Origin of the sequence: Glycomyces sp. NRRL B-16210, from assembly GCF_000719515.1 — a bacterium.
Taxonomy (GTDB): domain Bacteria; phylum Actinomycetota; class Actinomycetes; order Mycobacteriales; family Micromonosporaceae; genus Glycomyces.
Genome location: NZ_JOGR01000003.1, coordinates 113,423 through 126,626, shown reverse-complemented (window position 1 = coordinate 126,626; position 13,204 = coordinate 113,423). Strand labels below are relative to the sequence as shown.

The window sequence follows — 13,204 nt, the reverse complement described above, 5'->3', positions numbered from 1 at the left end:
CCTTCGACCCCACCTCGACCGGCCGGATTCGTCCGCTTCCCTTCGCCTCACCTCCCTCCGCATCTGCCTCCACCTCAACCGTGACACCGAGGTGTGACAATTTGACTCCGGAGTGTGCGCCATGGCCGTGACCGTCATCGACAACGCATGGGTCGCCACCGTCGACTCCTCCGGGACCGAGCACGCCCCCGGCCACCTCGTCATCGAGGACGGCCGCATCACCGCCGTCGGCCCCGGCCCCGGGCCGAACCTCGACGGCGCCCTCCGCATCGACGGCTCCGGCTGCCTCGCCACGCCCGGTCTCGTCAACACCCACCACCACCTCTACCAATGGGCCACAAGGGGATACGCGACCGACCACACCCTCTTCGAATGGCTCGTGGACCTCTACCCCGTCTGGGCCCACCTGCGCCCCGAGCACGTCGCCGCCGCCAACACCGCCGGCCTCGCCTGGCTCGCCCTCTCCGGCTGCACCACCGCCGCCGACCACCACTACGTCTACCCCGCGGGCCAGACCGCCGACCTCATCGACGTCCAGATCGCCGCCGCCTCCCGGATCGGCCTGCGCCTCCACCTCGCCCGCGGCTCCATGGACCGCGGCGTCGCCGACGGCGGCCTGCCGCCCGACCACCTCGTGGAGGACATCGACGCCGCCCTCACCGCCACCGCCGAAGCCGTCGACCGCCACCACGACCCTTCCCCCGCATCGCGACTGCGCATCGCCGTCGCCCCCTGCTCGCCGTTCTCCGTCTCCACCGAACTCCTCCGCGAATCCGCCGCCCTCGCCCGCGACAAGCGCGTCCGCCTCCACACCCACCTGTGCGAGACCCTCGACGAAGCCGAGTTCTGCGAACGCGTCCACGGCTGCGACCCCGTCACCTACATGGAGCGGGTCGACTGGATCGCCGACGACGTGTGGCTCGCCCACGCCGTGCACCTCTCCGCCGACGCCCAGCGCCGACTCGGCGCCGCCCGCACCGGCGTCGCCCACTGCCCCTCCTCCAACGCCCGCCTCGGCACCGGCCTCGCCGACGTCCCCGCGATGCTCGCCGCCGGCATCCCCGTCGGCCTCGGCGTCGACGGCGCCGCCAGCCAGGAGGCCGGCCACCTCGGCGAGGAACTGCGCCAAGCCGTCTACACCGCCCGGCAACTCCACGGCCCCCACTCGATGGACGTGCGCACCGCGCTGCGCCTCGCCACCATCGGCGGCGCCGCGGTCCTCGGCCGCGAGAGCGAGATCGGCTCCCTCGAAGTCGGCAAGCAGGCCGACATCGCCCTGTGGGACCTCACCGGCCTCGGCCACGCCGGCATCGCCGACCCCGTCGCCGCCTTGGTCCTCGGCCCCGCCGCCCCGCTGCGGCTGCTCACCGTCGCCGGGACGCCGGTCGTCGCGGACGGCGAACTGCGCACCGCCGACACCGCGACCCTCACCGCCGACCTCAAAGCCGCCGACAAGAACCTGAGGGAGGCCGCCGATGCCTGAACCCGCCGAGACGCCACGAGCGGCAGCCGACGCGCCCGCGACCGGCGCAGAATCATCCTCTATGGAACGACCTGCCTCGCTCCGGCCCGGCGCGCCTCGCGGCGCCGCCGCGCCCTCGGCTCCCCGCGGGGTCATCGGGCAGTCCCCGATCCGCCCCGAAGCCGAAGCGAAGGTCAACGGCACCTTCGACTACGCCTCCGACCTCCACTTCGCGAACATGCTCTGGGGCCACACGCTCCGCAGCCCCCACCCCAAGGCCGCCATCCGCTCCATCGACGCCACCGCCGCGCTGGCCCTCCCCGGCGTCGCCGCGGTCCTCACCGCCGCCGACGTACCGGGGAAGCTCCACTACGGGCTCATCGAGGCCGACCAGCCCGTGCTCGCCCTCGACCAGGTGAACTACCAGGGAGAACCGGTCGCGATCGTCGCCGCCGACACCCTCGACGGCGCCCGCCGCGCCGCCGAGGCGATCGAGGTCGACTACGAGGTCCTCGAACCCCTCTGCGACCCCGCCGACGCCGTCGCGGCCGGCAGCTTCTTCCGCTACCAGCCCGTGCGCCTCGGCGATCCCGACACCGCCGGCGCGGCCGTGATCATCGCCCACGAGTACGTGGTCGGGATGCAGGACCAGGCGCCGCTGGGCCCCGAATCCGGTGCGGCCGTGCCGACCGGCGACGGCGGCGTCCGCCTCCACGTCGCCACCCAGTGGCTCCACTCCGACCTCGAGCAGCTCGCCCCGTGCCTGGGCCTCGAACCCGACCGGATCCACCTGGAGATGGCCGGGATCGGCGGCGCGTTCGGCGCCCGCGAGGACCTGTCCGTCCAGGTCCACATGGCGATGCTCGCGCTCGCGACCGGCCGTCCCGTCAAGATGATGTACGACCGGGCCGAGTCCTTCCTCGGCCACGTCCACCGCCACCCGGCCCGGATGCGCTACGAGCACGGCGCGGACGAGCACGGCCGCCTCGTCTACGTCAAGGCCTCGATCGTCCTCGACGGCGGCGCGTACGCCTCGACCACCGAGGCCGTGGTCGGCAACGCCGCCTCGCTCTCGGTGGGCCCCTACGAGGTCGAGCACGTGAGCATCGACGCCTGGGGCACCCGCACCAACAATCCGCCGTGCGGGGCCATGCGCGGCTTCGGCGGCGTCCAGACCTGCTTCGCCTACGAGTCCCAGATGGACGCCCTCGCCGAGGCGCTCGGCCTCGACCCCTTGGAGATCCGCCGCCGCAACGCCGTCGCCCAGGGCTCCAAGCTCATCACCGGCCAAGTGGTCGACGCCTACGATCCTGGCAGAGCCGGATCGGACGGTACCCCGTTCTCCCCGCTCAAGGACATGCTCGACCGCCTCGCGGCCCTCCCCGCGCCCGACGCCGCGACCGCCCGCGACATCGTGGACCTGCCCGGCGGGGCCGGCAACACCACCCACGGCGAAGGGGTGCGCCGCGGCGTCGGCTACGGCGTCGGCCTCAAGAACGTCTGCTACTCCGAGGGCTTCGACGACTACTCGACCGCGCGCGTCCGCCTCGAACTGGTCGACGGCGAACCGGTCGCCTACGTCCACACCGCCGCGGCCGAGGTCGGCCAGGGCCACTGGAACCTCCAGACCCAGATCGTGCGCACCGAACTGGGCGTCGACCGGGTCGTCCTGCTGCCCAACGACACCAAGGTCGGCTCGGCCGGCTCCTCCTCGGCCTCCCGCCAGTCGTACATGACCGGCGGCTCGGTCAAGGCCGCCGCCGAGGCCGTGCGCGAACTGCTCGCCGGCCGCGACCTCGCCGACGGCCCGGTCGAGGCCACCCGGGTCTTCCGCCACCGCGCCACCAAGCCGATGGACGCCGTCACCGGCCAAGGCGAGAGCCACGTCCAACTCGCCCTGTGCGTCCACCGCGCCACGGTCGACGTGGACGTGGAACTCGGCCTCGTGAAGGTCGTCGACCTCACCTGCGTCCAGGACGTCGGCCGCATCCTCAACCCCGTCGCCCTCGAAGGCCAGATCCAGGGCGGCACCGCCCAAGGGCTCGGCCTGGCCCTCATGGAGGCGCTGGTGGTCGAGGAGGGACTGGTGAAGAACGCCTCCTTCACCGACTACCTCATCCCGACCTTCCTCGACATGCCGCCGATGCGCATGGAGATCGTCGAGAACGCCGATCCCGAAGCGCCGTACGGCCTCCGCGGCGCGGGCGAGCCGCCCACGCTCTCCTCGACGCCAGCGATCGTCGCCGCCGTCCGCGACGCCACCGGCCTCGCGCTCACCCACGTGCCCGTGCGACCCGAGCACCTGACCGTCGGGAGGCCCTCGTGAAGCACGCCCGCCCCGTTCGCCCGCGTCGGCGCAAGCGCCCCGGGAGGCCGTCATGAAGGACATCGCCGCGACCCTCGACGCGTGGCGGCGCGAAGGCACGCCGTTCGCGCTCGCCTCGCTCATCGGCGTCTCCGGTTCGGCGCCGCGCCCGCTCGGCGCGGCCCTCGCCGTCGATCCGTCCGGAGCGGTCGTCGGCGGCGTCTCCGGCGGCTGCGTCGAAGCGGCCGTCTACACCCGCTGCCAGGAGGTCCTCGACACCGGCGTCCCCGTGGTCGAGTCCTTCGGGTACGGCGACGAGGACGCGTTCGCGATCGGCCTGACCTGCGGCGGCTCCATGGAGGTGCTCATCGTCCGGGTCGAGCCGGACGACCCGGCGATCGGCGCGGCCGTGGACGCGGTCCTCGAAGGCGAGCCGGTCTCGCTCGTGCGCGCCGTCGAAGGCCCCGACATCGGTGCGGCCGTGGCGATCACGAGCCGGGGCTTCACCGGGCGCCTCGACCTCGCCGGCACCGTGCCGCCCTCCGCCTCCGGCAGGGTCGGGCGCTTCGCCGTCGAGGTCCACGACCCGCCGCCGCGGCTCCTCGTCTACGGCGCCGTCGACTTCGCCGCGCCCGTCGTCAGGATCGCCAAGACCCTCGGCTTCCACGTGACCGTCTGCGACGCCCGCCGGGTGTTCGCCACCGCGATCCGCTTCCCCGAGGTCGACGAGATCGTGGTCGACTGGCCCCACCGCCACTTCGACAAGACGAAGGTCGACGCCCAGACCGCCGTGTGCGTCCTGACGCACGACGCCAAGTTCGACCTCCCGCTCCTCGAACGCGCCCTCGTCTCCGAGGCCGGGTACATCGGCGCCATGGGCTCGCGCGCCACCCACCGCGAACGCCTCGAACGACTCCGCGAAGCCGGAGTGGGGGAACGGCCGCTCGCGCGCCTGCGCTCGCCGATCGGGCTCGACCTCAACGGCGGCAACGCCGAAGAGACCGCGCTCTCCATAGTGTCCGAGATCGTCGCCGTCAGGAACCGGGCCCGCGCCGGGTTCCTCACCGACGCCGAAGGCCCCATCCACCACTGACCGCGCAACGGAAGGGAGCGACCATGGTCCGCATGTTCCTCAACGGAGGCGGCATGAAAGGCGGCGATCTCCACCACCTCATCGGCGGTGCGCCGTTCGTCGGCCCCGCCCGCACGCTGCCGATCTACCGCCTCCACTCCGTCGGCGACGACCACCCCGCGCTCCAGACCGCACCAGAGGGCGAAGGCGCCGCGATCGAAGGCGAGCTCTACGACATCGACCTGCGCGTGCTGCGCGAATCCCTCCTGCCGGCCGAACCCGCCGACCTCGAACTCGGCGTCGTCGGCCTCGCCGACGGCACCGAGGCCCTCGGGATGCGCCTGCGCGACGCCTGCGCCGACCTCCCCGAACTCATCGACATCACCGTCCACGGCTCCTGGCGCGCCTACAACGCCGCGAAAACCGAGACCCCATGAGCACCAACACGACTCCGAGCGGCCGCACCGTCCGGACGGAAGACGCGCGGGCCGCCGGGCCGCCGACAGCGGGCCGGGCCCGCTCCCGCCCGGCCGCTCCGGCCATGCCGGATCACGTGCGCCTCGCCGCACGATCCGCCACCGGCTATGCCGTGCCGAGACGAGCAGTCGAATCCCGCCAGGTCCACGTTCGCCCCGCCACCGGCCGCGGCCGATCACGCTCCCTTCCCCGGTCGCCGAGCCTTCCCCCGGAGCCGCCATGTTGACCGACCCCGCCGACTTCGCCGCTCCCGTCGTCTACGACCTGGTGCTCCGCTCCCGCCGCACGGTCCTCCCCGACGGCGAGCGCCCCGCCGCCGTCGCGATCGCCGGCGAACGCATCGCCGTCATCGGCGACTACGACGAGCCCGTCACCGCCCAGCGCACCGAAGACCTCGGCGACCTCGCCCTCCTCCCCGGCCTCGTCGACACCCACGTCCACGTCAACGAACCCGGCCGCACCGAATGGGAGGGCTTCGCGACCGCCACCCGCGCCGCCGCCGCGGGCGGCGTCACCACCCTCGTCGACATGCCCCTCAACAGCCTCCCGCCGACCGTCGACACCGATGCGCTCGCCGCGAAGCGCCGCGCCGCCGAGGGCCGCACCTGGATCGACGTCGGCTTCTGGGGCGGCGCGATCCCCGGCAACGAAGCCGACCGCAAAGGCCTCCACGACGCGGGCGTCTTCGGCTTCAAGTGCTTCACCGCCCCTTCCGGAGTCGACGAGTTCCCGCCGCTCGACGCCGCGGGCCTGCACCGCGCCTGCGAGGACGCGGCCGCCCTCGGCGCCGTCCTCATCGTCCACGCCGAGGACCCCGCCCACCTGCGCGAGACCGACACCGCCCCCGGCTTCGACCGGTTCCTCGCCACCCGCCCGGCGGCCGCCGAGACCAGCGCCGTCCGAGCCGCCGTCGCCGCCGCCCGCGCCACCGGCGCCCGCGTCCACTTCCTCCATCTCGCCGCCGCCGAAGCCCTCGGCCCGATCGCCGAAGCCCGCCGCGAAGGCCTCCCGATCACCGTCGAGACCTGCCCCCACTACCTCGCGTTCGCCGCCGAGGACGTGCCCGACGGCGCGACCGCGTTCAAATGCTGCCCGCCGATCCGCGACGGCGCCAACCGCGAAGCGCTGTGGGCCGCCCTCGCCGACGGACGGATCGACTTCGTCGTCTCCGACCACTCGCCGAGCCCGCCGCACCTCAAGACCGGCGACTTCGCCACCTCCTGGGGCGGCATCGCCTCACTCCAGATAGGACTCCTGGTGCTGTGGACCGAGGCCCGCGCCCGCGGCCTTGCTCTCGAACGCCTCGCCCGCTGGACCTCCTCCGGCCCCGCCGACTTCGCCGGACTGCACCGCAAGGGCCGCATCGCGACCGGAGCCGACGCCGACCTCGTCGCCTTCGACCCCGAACGCGCCTGGACCGTCCGCGGCGACGACCTCCACCACCGCCACCCGCTCACGCCCTACGACGGCCGCGCCCTCACCGGAGCGATCGCCGCGACTTGGCTGCGCGGCGAACGGGTCGACACCGAGGCCGCCCCGCGCGGCCGACTGCTGCGAAGGAGCCCCCGATGACCGCCATCGAACCCCGACCCGAAGCCGTACCGCCCCAGCGGACCGCGCCCCTCGTCGACCTCGCCGCCCGCGCCCTCGGCGGCGCCGTCCTCGCCGCCAACGACGAGTCCTTCGCCGAGAAGGAGCACCTCATCGAGCCCTACCCCGTGACCCACCACGCCCGCACCTTCGGCCCCAAAGGCCAGGTCTACGACGGCTGGGAGACCCGCAGGCGCCGCGAAGACGGCCACGACTGGGCGATCGTGCGCCTCGGCGTCCCCGGCGCGATCAGCGGCGTCGTGGTCGACACCGCCTTCTTCACCGGCAACTACCCGCCGAACGTCTCCGTGGACGCCTGCCGCGTCGACGGCCACCCGGCCCTGCCCGACCTCCTCGCCGCCGACTGGCGGAACCTCGTCCCCGTCACCGCCGCCAAAGGCGACGACACCAACGAGTACGCGGTGCACTCCCCGGAGCGCTTCACCCACGTGCGCCTCAACCTCCACCCGGACGGCGGCGTCGCCCGCCTCCGCGTCCACGGCACGCCCGTCCCGGACCCGACCCTCTTCGCCGACCTGCCGCTGGACCTCGCCGCCCTCGTCAACGGCGCCGCCGTCACCGACGCCTCGAACGCCTTCTACTCCAACCCGATCGGCGCCATCATGCCCGGCCTCGCCACCTGCCAGGCCGACGGCTGGGAGACCGCCCGCCGCCGCGAACCGGGCCACGAGTGGCTGGACGTGCGCCTCGCCGGCCGCGGCACCGTCCGCGTCGCCGAACTCGACACCAGCCACCTCAAGCACAACGCGCCCGGTTCGGCCTCGATCGACGGCTTCGACGGCGACGCCGCGTTCGAACTGCTGCCGCGCACCCCGCTGCAACCGGACACGCTCCACCGCTTCCCCGTCGCCGACCGGCGGCCCGCGACCGCGGTGCGGCTCAACATCTTCCCCGACGGCGGCATCGCCCGCCTGCGCCTCTACGGCCGCCTCACCGACGCCGCGCTCGCCGACCTCCACCACCGGTTCGACGCCTGACGCGGGCGCGAACCGGCTGCGCGGTCCGCCGAGCCGCTCGGGTCGGCGTCCCCGGAGACGGTCCGACCCGGCGGTTCCTCCCGCGTCGGTATCCTGCCTCCATGGCCGACCAGACGCGGACCGCCGCGACCAGCTCCGCCCCGACCAGCTCGGTGGACGACTTCTTCCGCACCGAGATCCGCGCCGGCCGCGTCGAGCGCGCCGAGGTCTTCGCGAAGGCCCGCAAGCCCGCCTACAAGCTGTGGATCGACTTCGGCGAGCTCGGCGTCAAGCGCTCCAGCGCGCAGATCACCGCCCGCTACAGCGCCGAAGAACTCGTCGGCCGCACCGTGGTCGCGGTGACGAACTTCCCGCCGCGCCAGATCGCCGACTTCATGTCCGAGGTGCTCGTCCTCGGCGTGCCGGTCGAGGGCACCGACGAGGTGGTCCTCCTCGCCCCCGACGCCGAGGTGCCGATCGGCGCCCGCGTCGCCTGAGCGGTCAGGGCCGCGTCGCGACGTACACGGTGTTCGAGGACCTGCCACCGCTGAACGGGTTGTCGAACCAGACGCGCTTGGCCGTGACCTCCTCGAAGACGCCTTCGAGGACCTCGGTGAACTCCTGGTCCGGCGGGTCGTCCGACCACATCGCGAAGACGCCGCCCGGGCGCAGGTGCGCGGTGAGGGCGCTGAAGCCCTCGTGGGTGTAGAAGGCCGCGTGCGGGGAGTGGAGCACGTGCCGCGGCGAGTGGTCGATGTCGAGCAGGACCGCGTCGAAGACCCGCCCGGGCCGCTCGGGGTCGAAGCCGTCCTCGCCGGTCGCGGAGGCGAAGAAGTCGGCGCGCGAGAGGCGGATCCGCTCCTCGGCGGCCAGGCCCTCGGTGTCCGGCAGGAGGTCGCGCTCGTGCCATTCGATGACGGCCTCGGAGTACTCCACGACGATCAGTTCGCGCACGCGCGGGTCCTCAAGGGCCGCTTGGGCGGTGTAGCCGAGCCCGAGCCCGCCGACGACCACGTCGAGCTCGTCGCCCTCCGTGCGCGCCAGCCCCAGGTGCGCGAGCTCGATCTCGGCGACGGTGAACAGGCTCGACATGAGGAACTCGTCGTCGAGCTTGACCTCGTACACCTCGGTCCCCACGACGGGGTCGAACCGCCTCCGCAGGCTGATCTCGCCCATCGCCGTCTGCCGCCAGCCCAGTTCCTCTATCCGCATGTTCACCGTGCAATCGAACCATCAAGCCCGACCGCGCCGACCCACGCCCTAGTACCCGTTCTCCACGAGGTTCGCGAGCGGCTCCCCGGCGGCGAGCCGCCGGATCTGGTCGCCGACGAACGGGTAGCACCGCTCGATGAAGCCCTCGACCGCGCCGCCCACGTGCGGGGTGATGAGCGCGCCCTCCAACCCCCACAGCTCGTGGTCGGCCGGGAGCGGTTCGGGATCGGTCACGTCCAGCGCGCACCGCAGCCGCCCCGAGGCGACCTCGGCGGTCAGCGCGCCGGTGTCCACGACCTTCCCTCGGGCGGCGTTGACCAGCAGCGCGCCGTCCTTCATGCGGGCCAGGAACGCGGCGTCCACCAGGCCCTCGGTCTCGCCGGTCAGCGGCACGATGATGACCACCACGTCAGCCTGCGGCAGCAGTTCCGGCAGGTCCGCGAGGGTGCCGACGCCCGGCCGGGCCGTGCGCGCGACCTTGAGGATAGTCATGTCCATGCCCTCGAAGCGGCGGGCGACGGCCTCGCCGATCGAACCGGCGCCGACGATGAGCGCGGTCGCCCCCGTGAGGGTCCGGCCCCGCTTCCCCTCCCACCGGCGCTCGGCCTGGCGCCGCGCGAACACGTCCAGGTTGCGCGAGGAGGCCAGCGCGGCGGCCTGCACCCATTCGGAGGTCGCCGCGGTGTGCGCGCCGCGGTTGTTGCACAGCGCCATCCCGTCCGGGACGACCGGGACCCAGGCCTCGACGCCGGCGCTGAGCAGCTGCACCGCGCGGAGCGCGGTCATGTCCTTGAGCGTCTGCACGGCGTCCGGGCCCTGGAACGGGGGGACCCAGAGTGCGACGGCGGCCGGGTCGGAGGGGTACTCGCCGCCGGTGTAGACCTCGACCTCGACGCCGTCGGGGACCGGGTCGAGCTGCGCCCGGCCCGCTTCGTGAGCGATCCAGATTTTCATACGGCAATCGTATGGTCCGCATGTTGCCGGACCGTTGCAGCGACCGATGGGTGAGCACCGGTCACATCGACGCCGGGCGGTCCGCATCGCCTCGTCGCCGAAACCCTTCGGGCCCAAGCGGACGGGCCCGCACCGGGCGCGTTCCGCGTCGGACCGCGCCCGGCCGGGGCGTAACACGGCCGTCTCGGGCCGCCCTACTGCACCTTGTACGTCAGGCACGCGAACTGGCCGCTCGGCCTGGCCCTGACGAGTTCGAGGCGGTGCGAGAGGATCCGGCGCGGCAGCACCGGCGCGCCGCCGCCCGGCCCGCGAACGGCCCTCGGCGGTTCGGTTACGGCCTCCCGCTGTCGGGTTCCCGACATTCACCGCTTTATGGCTATAACGAGCCTTCTGTCTCATTAGGTTGAGACCGCGCCACAAGGCGTGATCGATCAAGTTCACCAAAGGGGTGATCATGGTACTGAAGAGACTCTTCACTGCCATCGGTGTCCTGGCGGCCGCGCTCGCGCTGTCGCTGTCCGCCACGACCACCGCGTCGGCCGCGGCGACCGCCGACGTGCCGCCGTCCGAGGTCGCGAGCGCGTCCGTGCCCGACACCGCCTCGGAGCAGCGCACCTGCCGGGCCCGCTTCAGCGACGGCGTCAACCAGCGGCTGCGGGCCGACGCGGGCTCCACGATCCTCGGGATCATCCCGGCCGGCACCTGGGTGCAGGCCTCCTGCACCCGCGTCGCCGGAGGCACCTACACCGCGTGCGGCCTCTCCAGCGACTACTGGATGGAGGTCTTCTGGAACGGCAAGTGGGGCTACAGCGTCTGGTCCTGCGTGCAGGACTGGGAGTACACCAACTAGACCGAAGAGCGCAGCCGAGAAGGCCGGGAGTCGCCGCGACTCCCGGCCCTCGTCCGTCTCAGTCCTCGCCTATCCCGCCGTCAGCCGCAGCGCGTTCCCGACGATCCGGTGGCCGTGCGCGCCCGCCGCGGTCAGGATCGACTCGGGGTGGAACTGCACCCCGAACCACCGCTTCGCGGGCGCCTCGATCGCCATGACGACCTCGTCGATCGCCGCCGTCGGCGTGAAATCGCCCTTGACCTGGTCGGCCGTGGCGTACAACGAGTGGTACCTGGCGGCGGTCACCTCGTCGGGCAGCCCCTCGAACAGGCCCCCGCCGGTCACCTTCACGTTCCCGGGCTTGCCGTGGCTCGGCTCGTCCAGCAGCGACAGTGCACCGCCGGCGTGCTCGATCATCGCCTGGAGCCCCAGGCACACCCCGAACGCCGGCAGGCCGCGCTTCTCGATCTCGTCCAGCAGCGCCGCGGTGTCGAAGTCGGCCGGGCGCCCCGGGCCGGGGGAGAGCACCACCAGGTCGGGGTCGATCTCGGCGAGCACCGCCGCCGCGTCGAACCCGAACCGCAGGGTCGTCACCTCGCACCCGTGCTGGCGGAAGTAGTCGCCGAGGGTGTTCACGAACGAGTCCTCGTGGTCGACCAGCAGCACCCGGCGGCCGGTCCCCGCCGGTCCGCCCGCGACCTCGATCGGCTCGGGCACGGCCGCCGCCGCGCCGATCCCGCCCGCCGCCGTCTCCAGCAGCGCCCGGGCCTTGAGGTGCGTCTCGGCCTCCTCGGCGTCCGGGTCGGAGTCGTACAGCAGCGTCGCGCCGGCCCGCACGCACGCCACGCCGTCCCTGATCTGCGCGGTGCGCAGCGTCAGCCCGGTGTTCATCGACCCGTCGAAGCCGACGAAGCCGACCGCCCCGCCGTACCAGCGCCGCGGCGTCGTCTCCTGCTCCTCGATGAACCGCATCGCCCACGTCTTGGGCGCGCCGGTCACCGTCACCGACCACATGTGCGTCAAGAACGCGTCCAGCGCGTCCATGCCCTCCCGCAGCCGCCCCTCGACGTGGTCGACGGTGTGGATCAGCCGCGAGTACATCTCGATCTGCCTGCGCCCCAGCACCTTCACCGAACCGGGCACGCACACGCGGGCCTTGTCGTTGCGGTCCACGTCGGTGCACATCGTCAGCTCCGACTCCTCCTTCGGGGAGGCGATGAGCGCGGCGATCTGCGTCGCGTCGTGCAGCGGGTCGCTGCCGCGCGCGATCGTCCCCGAGATCGGGCACGTCTCGACCCGGTCGCCCGAGACCCGCACGAACATCTCCGGCGAGGCCCCCACCAGGTACTCGCGGTCGCCGAGGTTGAACAGGAACTCGTACGGCGCGGGGTTGGCGGTGCGCAGCCGCTCGTAGAACGCCGTCGGCGAATCGCACGCCGCGTACATCTCGTGGCCCGGCACGACCTCGAACAGGTTGCCGGCCTTGAACTCGCGCCGCGCCCGGCGCACCGTGTCGGCGTACACGCCCGGCACCGGGCCCTCGGGCACCGACGCCGCCTCGATGTAGTCCAGCGACTCGGTCTCGCGCGACAGGCCCTTCGTGCTGCGGTCCCCGAGCGTGAACTCGTAGCGGCGCACCTGCGCGGTCTCGCGCTTGCGGTCGACCACGTAGATCTCGTCGGCCAGGTGCAGCACCAGGTCGCGCGCGTCCTCGGGCCGGTCCTTCGCGTACGGGATCGGCTCGAACTGGTAGGCCAGGTCGTACCCGAACGCCCCCCACAGCCCCAGGTACGGGTCGTCGCAGCGCAGCGCGTCGAGCACCACCCGCAGCGCCGAGAATGCCGTCGGCTGCTTCGAGCGCAGCTCCTCGGGCACCCGCTCGGTCGCCTCCGGCACCTCGACGTGCACCTCTCGGTCGCAGCGGGTCACCGCCCCGACCCCGGCCGCCGCCAAGGCGTCCGCGAGCACGTCCACCAGCAGGTACCCGCGGGCGTTGAGCTGGCGCACCGTCACCGACCGGCCGCGCGCCACCACTTCCAGCGAAGGGTCGACGTACGCCAGGTGGTAGCGCGAATAACGCCCCGGGTATTCCATGCCGCTGGAGAGCACGCCGCCGCGCCTGGTCTCCACCTGCGCCACGATCGACGTCAGATCGGGGACGTCGAGCTCGGCCACGGTCCGCTCGACCGTCACGCCCGACGGCGTCTGGAAATCTGTCATGGGGTCTCGATTCCTCACTCGGTGACTGGTCCCGTCTGCGGCGGCCGACCCCGGATACGACGAAGCGACCGCCATCGAGACGGTCGCTTGCCTTCTGCACGCAAAA

The 13,204-nt window shown here is 73.0% G+C and carries 12 protein-coding genes; 8 read left to right on the top strand and 4 right to left on the bottom strand.

What is annotated here, in order from left to right; genetic code table 11:
• Positions 1–121: 121 nt before the first annotated feature.
• The 7 genes from IF12_RS0104915 (at position 122) to IF12_RS0104885 (ending at position 8,380) form a co-directional block, all read left to right on the top strand.
• Positions 122–1,483: an 8-oxoguanine deaminase gene (locus IF12_RS0104915; protein ID WP_030155215.1), complete on the top strand. Its 1,362-nt coding sequence runs from the start codon at positions 122–124 to the stop codon at positions 1,481–1,483.
• Positions 1,484–1,544: 61 nt separating this feature from the next.
• Positions 1,545–3,788 carry a xanthine dehydrogenase family protein molybdopterin-binding subunit gene (locus IF12_RS0104910; protein ID WP_197034604.1) on the top strand — a complete coding sequence of 748 codons (2,244 nt, stop codon included), beginning with the start codon at positions 1,545–1,547 and terminating at the stop codon, positions 3,786–3,788.
• 52 nt (positions 3,789–3,840) lie between these two features.
• Positions 3,841–4,860 carry an XdhC family protein gene (locus tag IF12_RS0104905; protein WP_030155211.1) on the top strand — a complete coding sequence of 340 codons (1,020 nt, stop codon included), beginning with the start codon at positions 3,841–3,843 and terminating at the stop codon, positions 4,858–4,860.
• A gap of 23 nt (positions 4,861–4,883) precedes the next feature.
• Positions 4,884–5,276, top strand: coding sequence for a gamma-glutamylcyclotransferase (locus tag IF12_RS0104900; protein ID WP_030155210.1), 393 nt, complete (start codon positions 4,884–4,886; stop codon positions 5,274–5,276).
• A 259-nt stretch (positions 5,277–5,535) separates the two neighbouring features.
• Positions 5,536–6,888, top strand: coding sequence for an allantoinase AllB (gene allB / locus IF12_RS0104895; RefSeq protein ID WP_051703978.1), 1,353 nt, complete (start codon positions 5,536–5,538; stop codon positions 6,886–6,888).
• A complete protein-coding gene (gene alc, locus IF12_RS0104890; RefSeq protein WP_051703977.1) occupies positions 6,885–7,904 on the top strand; it encodes an allantoicase in 1,020 nt (339 codons plus the stop codon). Before allB ends, alc begins: the two co-directional genes overlap by 4 nt.
• Positions 7,905–8,005: 101 nt before the next feature.
• Positions 8,006–8,380: a tRNA-binding protein gene (locus IF12_RS0104885; RefSeq protein WP_051703976.1), complete on the top strand. Its 375-nt coding sequence runs from the start codon at positions 8,006–8,008 to the stop codon at positions 8,378–8,380.
• Between the two features lie 4 nt (positions 8,381–8,384).
• Here the strand turns inward: IF12_RS0104885 and IF12_RS0104880 are convergent, their stop codons facing one another.
• The 3 genes from IF12_RS0104880 to IF12_RS26040 all read right to left on the bottom strand — a co-directional run bounded on the left by IF12_RS0104880 (position 8,385) and on the right by IF12_RS26040 (position 10,411).
• The gene (locus IF12_RS0104880) at positions 8,385–9,095 is read right to left on the bottom strand and encodes a spermidine synthase (protein ID WP_081913285.1); all 711 of its coding nucleotides are present in this window, start codon (positions 9,093–9,095) and stop codon (positions 8,385–8,387) included.
• 48 nt (positions 9,096–9,143) lie between these two features.
• A complete protein-coding gene (locus IF12_RS0104875; protein ID WP_030155200.1) occupies positions 9,144–10,049 on the bottom strand; it encodes a 2-hydroxyacid dehydrogenase in 906 nt (301 codons plus the stop codon).
• A gap of 194 nt (positions 10,050–10,243) precedes the next feature.
• Entirely contained in the window at positions 10,244–10,411 is a 168-nt protein-coding gene (locus IF12_RS26040) for a hypothetical protein (RefSeq protein WP_197034603.1), read from the bottom strand.
• Between the two features lie 92 nt (positions 10,412–10,503).
• On the opposite strand from IF12_RS26040, the gene IF12_RS0104865 reads away from it, so the two are divergent.
• A complete protein-coding gene (locus IF12_RS0104865) occupies positions 10,504–10,899 on the top strand; it encodes a hypothetical protein (protein ID WP_133884399.1) in 396 nt (131 codons plus the stop codon).
• Between the two features lie 69 nt (positions 10,900–10,968).
• Here IF12_RS0104865 and IF12_RS0104860 read toward each other — a convergent pair whose 3' ends face one another.
• Positions 10,969–13,098: an anthranilate synthase component I gene (locus tag IF12_RS0104860; RefSeq protein ID WP_030155196.1), complete on the bottom strand. Its 2,130-nt coding sequence runs from the start codon at positions 13,096–13,098 to the stop codon at positions 10,969–10,971.
• Positions 13,099–13,204: the final 106 nt, after the last annotated feature.